20 protein-coding genes and 1 riboswitch are annotated in these 16537 nt (G+C 35.4%); of the genes, 17 read left to right on the plus strand and 3 right to left on the minus strand.

All coding sequences use genetic code 11. The features are described from left to right. Window positions 1-129 precede the first annotated feature (129 nt). From sda to prmC, 4 genes are all read left to right on the plus strand, one after another. Window positions 130-276: a sporulation histidine kinase inhibitor Sda gene (gene sda / locus Q5Y73_RS22175; RefSeq protein ID WP_305994113.1), complete on the plus strand. Its 147-nt coding sequence runs from the start codon at window positions 130-132 to the stop codon at window positions 274-276. A 201-nt stretch (window positions 277-477) separates the two neighbouring features. Beyond that, window positions 478-1575: a redox-regulated ATPase YchF gene (ychF, locus tag Q5Y73_RS22180; RefSeq protein ID WP_305994114.1), complete on the plus strand. Its 1098-nt coding sequence runs from the start codon at window positions 478-480 to the stop codon at window positions 1573-1575. A gap of 67 nt (window positions 1576-1642) precedes the next feature. Continuing rightward, window positions 1643-2713: a peptide chain release factor 1 gene (gene prfA, locus Q5Y73_RS22185; RefSeq protein ID WP_305994115.1), complete on the plus strand. Its 1071-nt coding sequence runs from the start codon at window positions 1643-1645 to the stop codon at window positions 2711-2713. A gap of 1 nt (window position 2714) precedes the next feature. Then, entirely contained in the window at window positions 2715-3605 is an 891-nt protein-coding gene (gene prmC / locus Q5Y73_RS22190) for a peptide chain release factor N(5)-glutamine methyltransferase (RefSeq protein ID WP_305994116.1), read from the plus strand. A 48-nt stretch (window positions 3606-3653) separates the two neighbouring features. On the opposite strand, the gene Q5Y73_RS22195 is transcribed toward prmC, so the two are convergent. The 3 genes from Q5Y73_RS22195 to Q5Y73_RS22205 all read right to left on the minus strand — a co-directional run bounded on the left by Q5Y73_RS22195 (window position 3654) and on the right by Q5Y73_RS22205 (window position 6100). Beyond that, window positions 3654-4601, minus strand: a complete 948-nt coding sequence (locus tag Q5Y73_RS22195) for a DMT family transporter (protein ID WP_305994117.1) — start codon at window positions 4599-4601, stop codon at window positions 3654-3656. 54 nt (window positions 4602-4655) lie between these two features. Next, window positions 4656-5351: an aspartate/glutamate racemase family protein gene (locus Q5Y73_RS22200; protein WP_305994118.1), complete on the minus strand. Its 696-nt coding sequence runs from the start codon at window positions 5349-5351 to the stop codon at window positions 4656-4658. Between the two features lie 62 nt (window positions 5352-5413). Then, entirely contained in the window at window positions 5414-6100 is a 687-nt protein-coding gene (locus Q5Y73_RS22205) for a GntR family transcriptional regulator (RefSeq protein ID WP_305994119.1), read from the minus strand. A gap of 335 nt (window positions 6101-6435) precedes the next feature. Here Q5Y73_RS22205 and spoIIR point away from each other — a divergent pair, with 335 nt between their 5' ends. From spoIIR to atpE, 13 genes are all read left to right on the plus strand, one after another. Then, the gene (gene spoIIR / locus Q5Y73_RS22210; RefSeq protein ID WP_305994120.1) at window positions 6436-7095 is read left to right on the plus strand and encodes a stage II sporulation protein R; all 660 of its coding nucleotides are present in this window, start codon (window positions 6436-6438) and stop codon (window positions 7093-7095) included. 62 nt (window positions 7096-7157) lie between these two features. Then, window positions 7158-8237 (plus strand): L-threonylcarbamoyladenylate synthase, encoded by a 1080-nt coding sequence (locus tag Q5Y73_RS22215; protein ID WP_305994121.1) that lies wholly within the window; start codon window positions 7158-7160, stop codon window positions 8235-8237. 108 nt (window positions 8238-8345) lie between these two features. Next, window positions 8346-8906 carry a manganese efflux pump MntP gene (locus Q5Y73_RS22220; RefSeq protein WP_305994122.1) on the plus strand — a complete coding sequence of 187 codons (561 nt, stop codon included), beginning with the start codon at window positions 8346-8348 and terminating at the stop codon, window positions 8904-8906. A gap of 36 nt (window positions 8907-8942) precedes the next feature. Then, on the plus strand, window positions 8943-9512 hold the full coding sequence (locus tag Q5Y73_RS22225; RefSeq protein WP_305994123.1) for a low molecular weight protein arginine phosphatase: 570 nt from the start codon (window positions 8943-8945) through the stop codon (window positions 9510-9512). Between the two features lie 78 nt (window positions 9513-9590). Further along, window positions 9591-9672: riboswitch (ZMP/ZTP riboswitch) on the plus strand. A gap of 110 nt (window positions 9673-9782) precedes the next feature. Further along, window positions 9783-10241: a ribose 5-phosphate isomerase B gene (gene rpiB, locus Q5Y73_RS22230; protein WP_305994124.1), complete on the plus strand. Its 459-nt coding sequence runs from the start codon at window positions 9783-9785 to the stop codon at window positions 10239-10241. Between the two features lie 57 nt (window positions 10242-10298). Continuing rightward, window positions 10299-10874: a TIGR01440 family protein gene (locus tag Q5Y73_RS22235; protein WP_371320258.1), complete on the plus strand. Its 576-nt coding sequence runs from the start codon at window positions 10299-10301 to the stop codon at window positions 10872-10874. Between the two features lie 22 nt (window positions 10875-10896). Further along, window positions 10897-12144 carry a serine hydroxymethyltransferase gene (glyA, locus tag Q5Y73_RS22240; RefSeq protein ID WP_305994125.1) on the plus strand — a complete coding sequence of 416 codons (1248 nt, stop codon included), beginning with the start codon at window positions 10897-10899 and terminating at the stop codon, window positions 12142-12144. A gap of 538 nt (window positions 12145-12682) precedes the next feature. After that, window positions 12683-13312 (plus strand): uracil phosphoribosyltransferase, encoded by a 630-nt coding sequence (gene upp, locus Q5Y73_RS22245; RefSeq protein WP_305994126.1) that lies wholly within the window; start codon window positions 12683-12685, stop codon window positions 13310-13312. Window positions 13313-13332: 20 nt separating this feature from the next. Next, the gene (gene wecB, locus Q5Y73_RS22250; protein WP_305994127.1) at window positions 13333-14475 is read left to right on the plus strand and encodes a non-hydrolyzing UDP-N-acetylglucosamine 2-epimerase; all 1143 of its coding nucleotides are present in this window, start codon (window positions 13333-13335) and stop codon (window positions 14473-14475) included. Window positions 14476-14639: 164 nt separating this feature from the next. Next, entirely contained in the window at window positions 14640-14867 is a 228-nt protein-coding gene (locus tag Q5Y73_RS22255; RefSeq protein ID WP_305994128.1) for an AtpZ/AtpI family protein, read from the plus strand. Further along, the gene (locus Q5Y73_RS22260) at window positions 14860-15237 is read left to right on the plus strand and encodes an ATP synthase subunit I (protein ID WP_305994129.1); all 378 of its coding nucleotides are present in this window, start codon (window positions 14860-14862) and stop codon (window positions 15235-15237) included. The genes Q5Y73_RS22255 and Q5Y73_RS22260 overlap by 8 nt, the downstream gene beginning before the upstream one ends. Window positions 15238-15365: 128 nt before the next feature. Next, window positions 15366-16151 (plus strand): F0F1 ATP synthase subunit A, encoded by a 786-nt coding sequence (gene atpB, locus Q5Y73_RS22265; RefSeq protein WP_305994130.1) that lies wholly within the window; start codon window positions 15366-15368, stop codon window positions 16149-16151. Window positions 16152-16255: 104 nt separating this feature from the next. Then, a complete protein-coding gene (gene atpE, locus Q5Y73_RS22270) occupies window positions 16256-16471 on the plus strand; it encodes a F0F1 ATP synthase subunit C (RefSeq protein WP_371320259.1) in 216 nt (71 codons plus the stop codon). Window positions 16472-16537: the final 66 nt, after the last annotated feature.

A 16537-nucleotide genomic window follows, 5' to 3' on the forward strand; every position in this document is an offset into this window, starting at 1 on the left:
GCATTTTAATGAAACAGGTTTTCGCTGATTTTATGTCACACATTACTTATAATTACCATTAACAGGAATTAATTTGAATCCACTAATTACTCATTCACCTAGATCATTATTTTAAACGGAGGATGGCAAATGAAAAGTTTAAGTGATAAACGTTTAATTGAATGTTACTTAGATGCAGTAAATTTTAAACTAGATCAAAACTTTATTTGTCTCCTGCATGAAGAAATAAAAAATAGAAATATTGACATTCGTGAAGAGGAACAGGTTTTAAATTAATTTTTGGTAGTTATACCAGCAAGGATATATCTCCCATAGATGAAGATGGAGCGACTGAGGGAATCGCTTCATCTTCTTTTTTATGTCCAAATTTTACATATAATAGATTCTTTGAAAAGATGACAACACCCTTTGACTGCTATATAATAATGGAAGTGATTTTTTCAGGTTGAGCGATAAATTTGAATGGAGTTGACATAAATGGCTTTAAAAGCTGGAATTGTTGGGTTGCCCAATGTAGGGAAATCCACATTATTTAATGCAATAACACAAGCTGGTGCAGAATCAGCAAATTATCCTTTCTGTACGATTGATCCAAATGTGGGTGTAGTTGAAGTACCCGACGAAAGATTAGTGAAGTTAACGGAGCTTGTAAATCCTAAAAAGGTGGTTCCTACTGCATTTGAATTTGTAGATATAGCAGGATTAGTCAAAGGAGCAAGTAAAGGTGAAGGTTTAGGGAATAAATTCCTTGCCAACATTCGTGAAGTAGATGCTATTGTGCATGTTGTCCGTTGCTTCCAAGATGAGAATATTACACATGTATCTGGTACGATTGATCCGATCAGTGATATAGAAACCATTAATTTGGAACTAATTTTAGCAGATATTGAATCTGTGGAACGAAAAATTGAACGTTCACGTAAAAATATGAAAGGCGGTAATAAGCAATATGCCGCTGAAGTAGAATGTTTAGAGAAGGTTAAAGCGGTACTGTATGAGGATAAACCAGCAAGAAGTTTAGAGCTGACTGATGAGGAAAAAGTTGTACTTCGTGATCTTCATTTATTAACAATGAAACCCGTATTGTTTGCTACTAATGTAGGGGAAGATGAAGTAGGTCAGGAAGACAATGAATATGTAACCAAAGTAAAAGAGTTGGCAGCTGAGGAAGGTGCCGAAGTAGTTGTTATTAGTGCTAAGGTTGAATCTGAAATTGCGGAGCTTGAAGGCGAAGATAAAGAGATGTTTTTAGAAGAGCTTGGTATAACAGAATCAGGATTAGATCGATTAATTAAAGCAGCTTATAAATTGTTAGGACTAGAAACTTATTTTACAGCCGGTGAACAAGAGGTAAGAGCTTGGACTATTCGTCAAGGGACGAAAGCACCACAAGCGGCAGGTGTTATTCATACAGATTTTGAAAGAGGATTTATTCGTGCTGAGGTCGTTGGTTATGAAGATTTAGTAGCTTGTGGATCTATGGGAGTAGCTCGAGAAAAAGGGTTGCTTGGTTTAGAAGGTAAAGATTATGTTGTAAAAGATGGCGATATTATGCACTTTAGGTTTAATGTGTAATTGACATCATAAATTCAATTTAATAAAATTTTTTAAGATATATATTTTGCAAGGAGGGGTGGACATTATGCTAGATCGACTCCAGTCGTTGGCTGATCGTTATGAAAAATTAAGTGAATTATTATGTGATCCAGATGTAGCCAATGATGCGAAAAGATTAAGAGAATTGTCAAAAGAACAATCCGATTTACAAGAGGTGTATGAAGCATACACAGAATATAAATCTGTCATAGAACAATATGAAGACGCCAAGTCCATGTTGAATGAGAAGCTGGATGATGAGATGCGTGAATTAGTTAAAATGGAGCTTGATGAATCTTCAATCAGAAAGGAAGAACTTGAAGATAAGATTCAAATTCTTCTTCTACCTAAAGATCCTAATGATGATAAAAATGTCATTGTTGAAATTCGTGGTGCAGCAGGTGGAGACGAAGCGGCATTGTTTGCTGGTGACCTTTATCGTATGTATACAAGATATGCTGACTTGCAGGGATGGAAAACGGAAATTTTAGAAGCGAATGTGAATGACTTAGGTGGATTTAAAGAGATTATTTTTATGGTCAAAGGAAAAGGGGCTTATAGTAAGCTCAAGTTTGAGAGCGGTGCACACCGTGTCCAAAGAGTGCCGACAACAGAATCTGGTGGTCGTATTCATACCTCTACTGCAACTGTAGGTGTTTTGCCTGAAGCGGAAGAAGTTGAAATAGAGATCAATGATAATGATATTCGAGTAGACACTTTTTGTTCTAGTGGAGCAGGTGGACAATCGGTTAATACAACAAAATCTGCTGTCCGTGTAACACATGTGCCTACAGGGATTGTAGCAACATGTCAGGATGGAAAATCTCAAAATTCTAATAAAGAAATGGCATTGCAAGTGTTAAGAGCAAGAATTTATGATAAAATCCAGCAGGAAGAGCAAGCTAAGTATGCGAATGAACGTAAAAGCAAGGTGGGTACAGGTGATCGAAGTGAAAGAATCCGCACTTATAACTTTCCTCAAAGTCGTGTAACAGATCATCGTATTGGTTTAACTTTGCATAAGCTGGATCAAGTATTATCTGGAGAAATAGAAGAAGTGATCGGTGCACTAACAGTGGAAGCACAAGCAGAATTAATGGAAAATGAGGAAGTTTAATATGAACCAGCAACTTACGGTTAGAGAAGCCTATCTGGAGGCTTCTTCTTTTTTAAATAAAACGAAGAATCAGAACACTCAAGATCCATCTCAAGTATGTAGATGGATGTTAGAAGCTTTATTTGAGTGGAAGCATAATGACTTTTTTTTACGTTGGAATGAACCATTTCCGATGGATAAAAGTGAACAATGGCAGGACATGTTAAACAGAAAAACTGCAGGAGAACCTGTTCAATATATTATAGGTAGTCAAGAGTTTTATGGGTATAATTTTAAGGTTACTCCCTCAGTATTAATTCCAAGACCTGAGACAGAGATTCTAGTGGAAAAAATGATGCAGGAATGTAGACACATATGGCAGCATGGAGAGCCTATAATAGCAGACGTAGGTACGGGAAGCGGAATCATCCCCACTACCTTGGCAATAAATAACCCTTCTTGGAAATTCATTGCAATTGACATATCAGATCAAGCCCTTCATATAGCAAAGGAAAACGCTCTAGCCCACGAAGTTAAGGAGCAGATTGAATTTGTGCAAGGTGATTTACTTGAACCTTTGATTGAAAGCAAACGTGAAATAGATGTGCTTATTTCTAATCCTCCTTATATCCCTTCTAAAGATATGCAGGAGCTTCAAACAGAAGTAAAGGATTTTGAACCATCCAATGCATTGGATGGAGGTACAGATGGTCTTTATTTTTATGAAAAAATGATAAAGCAAATCAGTGAGCTTTCTAAAATCCCCAAAGTTGTTGGGTTTGAAGTTGGGCAGGGGCAAACAAAGGAAGTAGCAGCATGGTTAAAACAATTAAATCAATGGAATGAAGTGTATATTGTAGATGATTTAGCGGGAATAGGAAGGCATGTCTTGGCTATCCGTGGTGAATTATAAAAGTTGTTAATTGTCAAAGTATGATTTGATCATATTTTTCAGACATCTCTAAACGATTGGTTTTGAGTCAATGAGATTTGAGATGTTTTTTCTTTTAGTTTTATTTGCAGTGGATATATAAACACCTAGGATAACAAAAGCGATACCAACAAGTTGAGGCCATGTAAAAGTCTCTCCATAAAAAAGTACAGTGCTCCAGCTTGCATGAATAGGTACAAAACTCATATAGAGACCTGATTTAGAAGCTCCAATCACACTGATGCCTTTATTCCATATGAAAAAACCAATGACTGTAGCTAAAATGCTCATATACATCAATTCAATCCAGGATTGGATTGAAAGACCTGGAACATAAACCCAACCCCCTTCAAATAAAGACCAAATGGTCAGCATCAAAGATCCGATTAACATAGTAACGGTAGTTGTAAGTACAGGAGAGACTTCTTTCATTACTACCTTACCTACTAGACTTTGAGTAACCCAACAAATCAAGCCACAGAGGAATAGTAAGTCTCCAGTATTAAAAGAGAGGGAGAGTAAGGTTTGGATAGATCCTTTTAAAATGACAATAACTACCCCAATGAAAGCCAGCACCAATCCATATCCTAATTTTTTACTCCAAGATTCATTTAATAATAATACCGCCCCAAGAGTTATAAATGCAGGGGATGTAGACATAATTAAAGATCCGTTAATTGCAGAGGTATATTTTAATCCAATAAAGAAAAAAACATTATAAAGAAAGATTCCTGTCATTGCCATGACTAGTAAACCAATCCAATGTTTTTTTAATAGTTTTAAATTCCATTCAAAGCGAAAGGTGACGAGGATCAACAAAATCAAACTAGCTAATCCAAATCGAATGGTTGCCGCTGTTATGGGAGGGATTTCCGTGACAACATGTTTAGTTGCAGCAAAAGAACCTCCCCAAAATAAAGGAACGAGTAATAGTAATAAATATATGCCTATATTTTTTGATTTCGGTGAAGCTTGCATTTTATATCACTCCTAATTACAAACTTTATGTGACAGCTCAGAACGTGATTAAATCTATTTTTCAAGGGCAATATCTGCAGATTTTATGGCATGTATTTTAGTTGTGTCAAAAACTGGAACATGTATATCCTCTTCATTTACTAACATAGTGATTTCAGTACATCCAAGAATGATTCCTTCCGCACCGTTGTTAATCAGCTTTTCAATGATTTCTAAGTACTGTTTTTTTGAGTTTTCATGTACCTTTCCTAAGCAAAGTTCATCGTAAATAATATCATGAACAATTTTTCTGTCCGTATCATTTGGTGTTAGCACTTCCAAATCATAATTGGATTGTAGTTTACCTTTATAGAAATCATGTTCCATTGTAAAATTAGTTGCTAATAAACCTACTCTTTTTAAAGCTTTTGCCTGAATTTGTTGACCTGTTAAATCTGCAATGTGCAATAAAGGAATTGAAATAGCGTCCTGAACTTCAGTAGCCATTTTGTGCATTGTATTCGTACATATGACTATGAAGTCTGCTCCTCCTTTCTCCAATTGTTTAGCAGCATTGATAATCTCCTCTGTGGCCTCATCCCATTTACCTTCGTATTGCAGATTTTTAATCACTTCAAAATCTACAGAATACATCAAGCTTTTTGCAGAATGAAGACCACCTAACTTTTCTTTGACTCTTTCGTTTATTAGCTTGTAATAAATAGCAGATGATTCCCAACTCATCCCACCAAGTAATCCAATCGTTTTCATTTGATATCCTCCTGTTTATGAATTTGCTCTTTTTACAAAAAAAGATAGAAAATTAGAATAAATTACTCACCACGTTCTTGTTGTTCCATTAATCTATAAACATTTTTTAAAGGTCCAATCCAGTTTTGCTTCATAATGATGGCTGCTTTTTCCTTATCATGTTCAAGAAAGGCTTGAATGAGTAATCTGTGTTCATGAATAGAATCTTCTTTGGATACGATTTCTTGTGTCAAAAATAAATATTTTAATCGACGGACGTGAAGGTCCAATATAGAACAAAAATGTGAAATGTATGAGTTATCTGCTAATTCAATAATTAAATTATGAAATTGTTCATCTGTTTCCATCGCTTTATAAGGCTCATTTAATTGAATCGCCAACTCAAACTGATGATTAATTTCTTTTAGCTGTTCAATTTTCTCGGATGGGATAGTTTCCGCTACTTCTTCTGCTGCTAGTGCATGCAGAGTTGCAAGAGGGGGGTATATCTTTGTCACATCCTCTTTAGTAATGGTAGTTACTTTGGTTTCTTTTCCTGGGTGCATCTCGATTAGTCCTTGTGTTTCTAACAGCAAAAGAGCTTCTCTAACAGGTGTACGGCTAATGCCTAATGCTTCTGAAATTTCTGCATCATAAATTTTTTCACCAGGTTCAAGTGTTCCTTCTATGATCCATCTTTGTATTTGATTTAATGCCCTTTCTTTAGCTGTAATTCTTGATGGTGAAGTAAACCCTTTAGGTATTGGCATGAATATACACGTCCTTTTTATTTAGATAAAAGTAAGTAAAGTACTTGAATATTGCATTTTTTTCATTTACATGGTTAATCTTCTATATGTATGCAATATATCGCATACATATATCAAAGTCAATATCCATAAACTGAAAATTTTAGTGAGACTAAAACCAATTATCATAATTAGCAAGTCTTTACGAAATGAATTATTCGACATTTTCTCAAAACGTCACGTCACTAATTAGATTTTTAGTTAATTGATAACTTAATATATTAAGATTAGTAGGTTTAGCTATTCTATTAAATGGACAAACTGTTGATAGATTATATTAAGAGGAGTGACTTCCGATGTTAAAGCCCTCAAAATGGAAATCATATTTTTATCTTAGTTTTGTCCTTATCCTACTACTAATGAATTGGGAGTATCAGCAGGCTCATGCCACGTTAATTGAAAATACAATTCCAGAGGAATCTATACGATTGAGAATTTTGGCAAATTCAGATTCTCCTCGTGATCAATGGATCAAAGGGGAAATTAGAAATGAAATCGTAAAATATATGAATGACTGGGTTGCACAACCTGATCAAATTACGGATGCTAGAGAGATGGTATCTTCCCATATGAATCAATTAGAAGCACTGGTAGGAAAGGTGTTGAAGGATCATGGGTTTGATGAATCTTATACAGTTGAACTTGGATCATTTGAATTTCCAACCAAAATGTATGGGAACAAAGTATATCCTGCAGGTTTATACGAAGCACTTCGAGTTGTAGTTGGAGAAGGTAATGGTCAAAATTGGTGGTGTGTTCTTTTTCCTCCTTTATGTTTTGTTGATGCTACAACAGGGGAAGCTATAGCACAAGAAGAGATTCAGGAAGATATTAAAAACAAACAAGATGGGGAATTAGTCACTGACCAAGAATTAGCGGAAAAACCAGAGGCTCGTTTTTTTCTATGGGATTTAATTGTAAGTATAACAACATCAATTAAAGGTGCATTTGCTTAAATCATAGAATACAAAGTATAATTTTATATATTATATTTACATGACTAGAGGACATTATAAACATGGATACAATGTATTGGGAATTAAGCGAAGATACTAAAAAAAACAATGAATTTATTCAAAAAGCTGCATTCGAGATTCGAAAAGGGAATGTCATCGGCTTTCCGACAGAAACGGTTTACGGGTTAGGCGCAGATGCAACCTCAACAGAAGCCGTAAGTAACATTTTTAATGCTAAGGGTAGACCATCAGATAATCCCCTTATCGTACATATTTCAAATAAAGGCCAATTACAAGATTTAGTTGATTCAATTAGCGAAACGACAAACCTCATCATGGACCGTTTCTGGCCTGGACCTTTAACCATTATTTTTCCTATAAAAAAGGACTCCAATCTTTCTGAGAAAGTTACCGCAGGATTGGATACAGTCGCTGTAAGAATGCCGAATCATCCAATTGCCTTGAGTTTAATAAAAGAAGCAGGTTGTCCCATTGCAGCACCTAGCGCCAATCGTTCAGGGAAACCAAGTCCAACCGAGGCGAAGCATGTTAAGGAAGACTTGGATGGTCGTATTAGAGGGCTGATTGATGGGGGAGCAACTGGTGTTGGGATAGAATCAACAGTCATTCAAATAAAGGATGACAATATTTATATTCTACGTCCAGGAAGTATTACAGAATCGCAATTACAAGAGATCACTCCTTCAGTTGAGTTTTCATATGAGAGAGAGAACAGCAATCAGGGAAATACTTCATATGATGAACAAACACCCATTTCTCCTGGAGTGAAATACAAACATTATGCTCCGAATGGCTCGTTAACCATTATAAAAGGCAATGAAGAGAAAAAAGTGAAAAAATGTATTCAAATTGGGGTTAACGAAGCAATAGAACGTGGTGAAAAAACAGGCGTTCTAACATTTACTGAAAATAAATCAGAATATAATGCAGATGTTGTTCTAACCTATGGAAGTAGAAATCGAATAGATGAAACAGCGCATGAACTTTACGCAGCCTTAAGGTTGTTTGATGAAAAAAAAGTGACGTCAATATTTGCTGAGGCTTGTTCTGAGGAAGGAATGGGATTAGCTGTCATGAATCGTTTAAAGAAAGCTGCTGGCAATCAGGTGGTACAAGTATAGCATGTTTCACTTCGTGTTCGCATATTCTTAAAGAAGTTGTTCAAAAAGTATGCAAATGAACTTTTTGAACACGTACTTGAGAAGAAAAGTGGACATGGGGGAGATCAGATGTCAGCCATTTCATTTGAATTGGGCCAATTCATTACAATCCTAATTATGGCTATTGCTTTAGGGATGGATGCCTTTTCTTTAGGAGTAGGTATCGGAATGAGGGGAATTCGTTTATTAGATATTATGAAAATCAGCATCATTGTTGGTTTTTTTCATATTATGATGCCACTTATGGGAATGTTTACGGGTAAATATGTTAGCACTATTCTAGGAGATGTAGCATTAATTGCTGGTGGGATTCTTCTTGTATTATTGGGTTTGCATATGGTATACAGTTCTATTAGGGGAGAGCATGCACAACCTTTTGATCATAGTACGTTATTGGGATTGATCATATTTTCTTTAAGTGTCAGCATCGATTCATTTTCAGTAGGAGTTTCTTTAGGGTTATTTTCTACCGATATCATATTAACCGTATTGTTATTTGGTTTATTCGGGGGAACGTTATCTATATTAGGTTTATTATTAGGAAGATCCATCTCTCTAAGTTTAGGTGAATATGGAGAGGCAATTGGTGGTATTATTTTATTAGTATTTGGGATTAAGTTTTTAATATAATATGTATTTATATATACAGGAGGACTGATTCGGTTTATGAAGCATATATTATTTGTTTGCACAGGAAATACGTGTAGAAGCCCAATGGCAGAGGGTATTTTTGCTGGATTAGTTCAAAGAGAAGGTTTGGATATAGAAATACGTTCTGCAGGAGTTTTTGCTATGGACGATCACCCTATTTCTGAAAATGCTGCACAAATATTGAAGGAAAAAGGTTTGTCTACAAGGATTACTTCAAATAAGGTAACAGAAGAATGGGTGGATTGGGCAGATTATATTTTCACAATGACAATGAATCATAAACGTCATGTCATAGAATACTATCCTCAAGCAGTGGATAAAACTTTCTCGTTAAAAGAATTTGTAGAGGAAAACACGAACATAACAAATCAGTTGGAAGAAAGAGACCAGTTAATAGCTGAAGCTCAACTGAAAATATCTCTTGGTCAAGAAATTCCAGAGCATATAAAGCAAAAATTATTAAAATTAGAAACTGACATGCCAAATTATGATATTTCCGATCCGTTTGGAGGAACCATTGGAGATTATCAAATAGTGGCAGGTGAAATTGAAGAGTTATTAAATAAACTTTTGAAAGAATTATAGTCACATAAGAATGATTTAAGTCTTGAAATATGCGGTTGTAATTGTCAAAAAATTAAGATATGATAACATTATAAGTGAAGGGCTTGGTGTAACTGGCGGCAAAGTGGAGATGACCACAATGGAGCACCAAGTAATACGGCCGGTCGCCTGGGCAGGAGCATGGACAATATGTCTGCTGCTCTTTTTTTGCACTTAAACTGAAAAAACAGAAAATTATAAACTTTAATAATGGGCATCATACCCTATGCAATTTATAAAGGAGCGATCATAATGAAAATAGCACTTGGTGCAGATCATGGTGGATACCATTTAAAAAATGATATTAAAGATTTTATTGTTAAGTCAGGTCATGAAGTGATCGATGTAGGTTGTGATTGTTCTGATTCTGTTGATTATCCAGATTATGCAATACCTGTTTGTGAGAATGTCTTGAATGGGGATGCAGATAAAGGAATTTTAATTTGTGGTACTGGAATTGGAATGTCAATTGCAGCCAATAAATATCCGGGCATTCGCTGCGCATTAGTTCATGATACATTTTCAGCAAAAGCAACAAGAGAACATAACGATACCAATGTTCTAGCGATGGGTGAAAGGGTAATAGGGCCTGGTCTAGCTCTTGATATTGTTAAAATATGGATCGAAACAGAGTTTTCAAAAGAAGAAAGACATTTGAATCGTATTAAGAAAATTGACTTGATCGAAAGTGAATCCACTATACACCCTTAATTAAAAGGGGGAGTTATTTCAAATGGATAATAATCATCAGCTATGGTGGTGAAGAGCTTGGTAAATAAATTGGAAGAAATAAGCGAACACGTTGAAGAGAACATAAGACAACTTGTAAAACAAGGACGTATAGGATCTAAACAGATTATCGTTATAGGTACAAGCACTAGTGAGGTTTTAGGTCAACATATTGGAACTTCGGGTGCTGAAGTGGTGGCCTCAGAAATCTATAAAGGTATTAAAGCTGTTCAGAAGGAAAGCGGTTTTTATGTTGCTTTTCAGTGCTGTGAGCATTTGAATCGTGCTCTAGTTGTAGAAAGAGACATACTACAGAATTACGATCTTGATGAGGTTTCTGTTATTCCTATCAAAACAGCAGGAGGATCCATGGCCACCTATGCTTATGAGCAGTTTGAAAGTCCTATTGTAGTTGAAGAAATAAAAGCACATGCAGGGATGGATATTGGAGAAACACTTATTGGCATGCATCTAAAAAAAGTAGCCGTTCCTTTGAGACCTACCTTTCGTCAGATTGGAAAAGCGCGTGTTAATATGGCGATTACTCGCCCAAAATTAATTGGGGGACAAAGAGCTGTATATGAAATAAAAACTAATATAGATCATTGTAACTAAAATTTGGGAGGATGTTATTAAGATGGAAAATTTACGTGGACAAGATCCAGAGGTTGTAAAAGCGCTAAATTTGGAATTGACAAGACAAAGAGACAATATTGAGCTAATTGCTTCTGAAAACATTGTAACTCCAGCGGTTATGGAAGCGATGGGAACAGTATTAACCAATAAATATGCAGAAGGGTACCCGAGCAAACGTTATTATGGCGGATGTGAGCATGTAGATATTGTTGAAGATATTGCTAGAAATCGTGCTAAAGAAATTTTTGGCGCAGAACATGCAAATGTTCAGCCTCACTCAGGTGCACAAGCGAATATGGCAGTTTACTTAGCAGCTCTACAACCTGGTGACACAGTGCTTGGTATGAATTTAGCGCATGGTGGACATCTAACTCACGGTAGTCCAGTGAATGCTTCAGGTATATTATATAACTTTGTAGCTTATGGTGTACGTGAAGATAATTTTATGATTGATTATGATGAAGTTCGTAAACTAGCATTTAAACATAGACCAAGAATGATTGTAGCGGGTGCAAGTGCTTATCCAAGAACAATTGATTTTGAAACATTAGGAAAAATAGCGAATGAAGTTGGCGCTCTAATGATGGTTGATATGGCACATATTGCTGGATTAGTAGCAGCTGGTTTGCATCCTAATCCAGTACCTCACTCTCATTTTGTAACAACAACAACACATAAAACATTGCGTGGACCTAGAGGTGGTTTAATCCTTTGTAAAGAACCTTGGGCTAGAGCGATAGATAAAGCTGTTTTTCCTGGTTCACAAGGTGGTCCGTTAATGCATGTTATTGCTTCAAAAGCAGTAGCATTTGGTGAGGCACTAAAACCTGAATTTAAAACATATTCAGAAAATGTAGTTAAAAATGCTGCAATCTTAGCAGAAAGCTTGCAAGCAGAGGGATTAAACATCATTTCAGGTGGTACAGACAATCACTTAATCTTAGTAGATACTCGTAATTTAGACATTACAGGTAAGGTTGCTGAAAAGGTATTGGATGAAGTGCAAATTACCGTAAATAAAAATGCAATTCCATTTGATCCAACAAGTCCATTTGTAACAAGCGGTATTCGAATCGGAACACCAGCTGTAACAACTAGAGGTATGGATGGAGAAGCAATGAAAACAATCGCTAAAGTCATTGCAATGACACTAAAAAGTCCTGAGGATGAAGCGGTGTTAGAAAACGCAAGAACTTTGGTTAAAGATTTAACTTCTCAATATCCACTTTATGAAGGTCTGACTTATTAATTTTTTATATTAAATAATCTAGATGTAAAGGTGTTGGTTGTAATAAACCAGCACCTTTTTTATAACTTATCTTCCATCTTTTTGTATGCTATTTTATCGTTCAAGTTGAAATATGTATGATATAATGCTAATAAAAATAGATCAGTTTCTGACAACAAATATGAATAAAGTTCAAATTAAAAAAATACTTGAAATATATTCAAGCTAATATCACTATAAAATTATGAGATGAAAAATAAGCATTTTTTAATTCAACAAAGAAGTAAATAATGGAGGTAGTCCATGAGATGACAACATTGCTGATACTATACATGCTGTAAAACCATCCCAGACCATTAAATTTAGGATGGTTTTTTGCCATTGGGAAATGATAACAAATATATAAGGTGTAACTGAAACTACAACATGTTATAATGGTTAAGGTTTAAAGGCAGATTTCTTTAGCTAGTTTTTGCAGTCTCTTCTTTTATTTGCCTTTAGCAGACTGTAAATACAGGATAAGGAAATGGATTTTTATTTTCAGGAGGGATAGGAATTAATGGGAAAGGTATTTGTTTGTGACCATCCGTTGATCCAACATAAACTAACTTATATTCGAGACAAAGAAACAAAAACAAAAGATTTTCGCCAATTAGTAGATGAAGTTGCCATGTTGATGGCTTATGAAATTACTAGAGATTTATCTTTAACTGATGTAGAGGTTAAAACGCCAGTTGCAACAGCAAATTGTAAAGTGATATCTGGGAGGATGCTTGGCTTAGTTCCAATCCTTCGTGCTGGCTTAGGAATGACAGACGGTATTTTAAAACTGCATCCGACTGCTAAGGTAGGTCACGTTGGATTGTATCGTGATCCTGAATCATTACAACCAGTAGAATATTACACTAAATTACCAACTGATGTTCAAGAAAGAGAGCTAATCGTTATTGATCCGATGCTTGCTACTGGAGGATCAGCGAATGCAGCTATACAAGTATTAAAAAATAATGATTGCAGTCAAATGAAGTTAATGTGCTTAATTGCTTCTCCAGAAGGTGTTAAGGCAGTTCAAGAAGAGCACCCTGATGTAGATATCTATGTAGCTGCAATCGATAGTCATTTAAATGAAAAAGGTTATATTATTCCAGGACTTGGGGATGCAGGAGATCGTTTGTTTGGTACTAAGTAAACTGTAAGGGGAACAAATCGATGGATAAAATAAAAGTACTGACTATTTTTGGAGTAAGACCTGAAGCGACAAAGATGGCTCCTCTAGTTTTAGAGTTACAAAAGCATTCACAATTTATCGAATCAAAGGTTTGCGTTACAGCACAACATAGAGAAATGCTGGATAGAGTACTAGAAATATTTGATCTTCATCCTGATTATGATCTTGATGTGATGAAGGATCAACAAACATTAAATGAGGTTACAATTCGTGTTCTTCAGGGTTTGGAGCCCGTGTTGAAAGAAGAGAAGCCTGACTTAGTTTTAGTACATGGAGATACACTTACGACATTCTTAGCGAGTTATGCTGCATTTTTACAACAAATTCAAGTGGGTCATGTAGAAGCGGGATTAAGAACTTGGAACAAACTGAATCCTTATCCAGAAGAAATGAATCGCCAACTAGCTGGAGTTATTGCTGACCTTCATTTTGCACCTACAGATTTGTCTTCCAACAATTTGTTAAAAGAGAACAAATCAGAAGAAACGATATATGTAACGGGTAATACAACAACCGATATATTTCAATATACGGTAGAAGAAGATTTTTCACATCCAGTGTTGTCATGGGCTGAAGGCAAACGTCTGCTTATAATGACAGCACACCGAAGAGAGTCCTTGGGAGAACCACATCGACAGATTTTTAAAGCTGTCCGTAGAATTGTTGAGGAATTTGAAGATGTAGCACTAGTATATCCAGTTCATCCCAATCCAGCTGTTAAACAACCTGCTGAACAAATATTGGGTGATCACCCAAGAATACAACTTATCGAACCATTAGATGTAGTAGAACTACATAATTTTTATAATCATGCTTACATGATTCTAACCGACTCAGGCGGTATACAAGAAGAGGCACCTTCATTTGGATTGCCTGTTTTAGTGTTAAGGGAAACAACTGAACGTCCTGAAGGGGTTGACGCTGGGACTTTGGAGTTAGTCGGCACTGAAGAAGAAGAGGTTTATAAAAGAACAAAAGAATTATTAATCAACACAGAAAAGTATGAACAAATGAGTCAAACAGCAAACCCGTACGGGGATGGAAAAGCATCACAGAGGATTGTACAAGCCATCCTGCATCATTTTGGAAAAGTGAGCGACAAACCTGACTCATTTACACCGTAAAAAGGTTACAGTGTACAGTTGTACTGTATAGTTTTTAATTATAAAAAACCTTATATATCAAGGGTTTTACAAATGTGTTCACGAAATGTTTGAATTTTACCCAATTGACAAACAATACTTCCCTTCGTTAAAATAAATGGGGATTTATATAGGGGAAATGTCTAATGAGTAGGTCAAATGATAACCCATGGAAAGCTTTTGCTTTAGTTGGCATAATAGGACTAGACATCGCGATTTGTATGCTTGCTGGCTATTGGTTAGGGAATATAGCAGTAAACTATTTATACGATAACCCAATTTGTATTGTAGTAGGGATTATGCTCGGTTTTGCAGTTGGTGTATTCAATGTAATATTGATAATTAGAAGGTATATGGGAGTTCATAATGAATGATTTCACGTGCTTTGTGAAAAACGCTTTCAAAGTAACATTGTATTTTTTACTCATTTGCTTTTTTTTCTGGTTTATATTTGAGCCCTATCGTAAGTACATAGCAGGTGGGATGCTTGGTGTGACTATTGGTTTAATTAATGCCTGGTATTTGCAGGTAAAGATTAATCAGTTAACAGAAGCAGCAATAAACAAAACAAAAAATCGAGGCATTGGTTTTCTGTGGAGAACCTCCATGGCACTACTAGCTGTCATATTTGCTATAAAAATGGAGCAGCATTTTAGTTTATTTACTTTAATATTAGGTCTGATAATTGTACCCATATTAACATTAATATTAGGTATATTTACAAATAAAAAAAATCAGAAATAGGTCACCTTATGAACAACAGCTCCATGAGAATAACAAGTAAGATATGTTATTGGTATTAATTTTTTAATATCTGATTCTTTATGAAGAGGTAGTAAAAATATTTTGTGGAAAGGGGTGAGAATGAGAATATGCATGATTCACCGACTATTTATGTTTTTGGTCTATCAGTAGACTTATCCAATGTTTTAATGATAGTTGTAGCGAGTGTCATTGTTTTTGTACTTGCAGTCATAGGCACAAGAAAGCTATCGGTCGAGAATCCAGGGAAATTACAAAATTTTATGGAATGGATCGTTGAGTTTGTTAGTAATTTAATTGCAAGTACAATGGATATGAAAAAAGGTAAGGCGTTTATAATGTTGGGCATTACATTGATAATGTATATCTTTGTAGCTAATATGTTGGGATTGCCGTTTGCGATAACAACAATACATGAAGAGCCTTTTGAGTTGTTTGGAACTGAAATAATTTCTCAAGAGTATTTAAATGAATTAGAAGCTAAAAAAGGATACGCAGAAGCTCATATTTTGTGGTGGAAGTCTCCAACAGCGAGTCTTGGACCAACAATGGCTCTAGCACTGTTGGTTATTACGTTAAGTCATTACTTAGGTATCACACGTAATACAAAACATTACTTTAAGCACTACTTTCAACCTTCACCATTATTTTTCCCGATACACGTAATTGAACAGGCTTCCAAGCTCTTAACAATTGGAATGCGTTTATTTGGAAATATTTTTGCCGGAGAAATGTTAATTGCAGTAATTTTAATGGCAAGTTATTGGGGTATTGTGCCGTTGATGGCTTGGCAAGGATTTAGTGTGTTTATTGGTGCAATCCAAGCTTTTGTCTTCACAATATTAACAATGGTTTATATTGGGCAAAGTATTACACATGAGGAAAACCACGGTTAAAACAAAAGCCTATCTTTTATGGAAAATAAACGAACATAGAGTTCGATATTTGCTTTTGTTATTATAAATTAAATTAATTTCAAGGAGGATATTTAATCATGGAAATGGCAATGATTGCAGCAGCAATTGTAATTGGTTTATCAGCTTTAGGAGCAGGTATTGGTAATGGTTTAGTTATTAGTCGTACAGTAGAAGGGATCTCTCGTCAACCTGAACTACGTGGAACGCTTCAAACGACAATGTTTATCGGTGTAGGTTTAGTTGAGGTATTACCGATCATCGGTGTTGTATTTGCTTTATTATTCGTATTTGTACTTTAATAATTTCAATAAGCATAGCGGCGGAGAAGCTCAATAAGCCTCCCGCCTTAGTTTTTTAAAAATTAG

Origin of the sequence: Chengkuizengella axinellae (genome assembly GCF_030730905.1) — a bacterium.
Lineage (GTDB): Bacteria > Bacillota > Bacilli > Paenibacillales > KCTC-33759 > Chengkuizengella > Chengkuizengella axinellae.

Coding starts and splice junctions, on each gene's coding strand:
- sda (WP_305994113.1), top strand. CDS start 130: ATGAAAAGTTTAAGTGATAAACGTTTAATTGAATGTTACTTAGATGCA.
- ychF (WP_305994114.1), top strand. CDS start 478: ATGGCTTTAAAAGCTGGAATTGTTGGGTTGCCCAATGTAGGGAAATCC.
- prfA (WP_305994115.1), top strand. CDS start 1,643: ATGCTAGATCGACTCCAGTCGTTGGCTGATCGTTATGAAAAATTAAGT.
- prmC (WP_305994116.1), top strand. CDS start 2,715: ATGAACCAGCAACTTACGGTTAGAGAAGCCTATCTGGAGGCTTCTTCT.
- Q5Y73_RS22195 (WP_305994117.1), bottom strand. CDS start 4,601: ATGCAAGCTTCACCGAAATCAAAAAATATAGGCATATATTTATTACTA.
- Q5Y73_RS22200 (WP_305994118.1), bottom strand. CDS start 5,351: ATGAAAACGATTGGATTACTTGGTGGGATGAGTTGGGAATCATCTGCT.
- Q5Y73_RS22205 (WP_305994119.1), bottom strand. CDS start 6,100: ATGCCAATACCTAAAGGGTTTACTTCACCATCAAGAATTACAGCTAAA.
- spoIIR (WP_305994120.1), top strand. CDS start 6,436: ATGTTAAAGCCCTCAAAATGGAAATCATATTTTTATCTTAGTTTTGTC.
- Q5Y73_RS22215 (WP_305994121.1), top strand. CDS start 7,158: ATGGATACAATGTATTGGGAATTAAGCGAAGATACTAAAAAAAACAAT.
- Q5Y73_RS22220 (WP_305994122.1), top strand. CDS start 8,346: ATGTCAGCCATTTCATTTGAATTGGGCCAATTCATTACAATCCTAATT.
- Q5Y73_RS22225 (WP_305994123.1), top strand. CDS start 8,943: ATGAAGCATATATTATTTGTTTGCACAGGAAATACGTGTAGAAGCCCA.
- rpiB (WP_305994124.1), top strand. CDS start 9,783: ATGAAAATAGCACTTGGTGCAGATCATGGTGGATACCATTTAAAAAAT.
- glyA (WP_305994125.1), top strand. CDS start 10,897: ATGGAAAATTTACGTGGACAAGATCCAGAGGTTGTAAAAGCGCTAAAT.
- upp (WP_305994126.1), top strand. CDS start 12,683: ATGGGAAAGGTATTTGTTTGTGACCATCCGTTGATCCAACATAAACTA.
- wecB (WP_305994127.1), top strand. CDS start 13,333: ATGGATAAAATAAAAGTACTGACTATTTTTGGAGTAAGACCTGAAGCG.
- Q5Y73_RS22255 (WP_305994128.1), top strand. CDS start 14,640: ATGAGTAGGTCAAATGATAACCCATGGAAAGCTTTTGCTTTAGTTGGC.
- Q5Y73_RS22260 (WP_305994129.1), top strand. CDS start 14,860: ATGAATGATTTCACGTGCTTTGTGAAAAACGCTTTCAAAGTAACATTG.
- atpB (WP_305994130.1), top strand. CDS start 15,366: ATGCATGATTCACCGACTATTTATGTTTTTGGTCTATCAGTAGACTTA.
- atpE (WP_371320259.1), top strand. CDS start 16,256: ATGGCAATGATTGCAGCAGCAATTGTAATTGGTTTATCAGCTTTAGGA.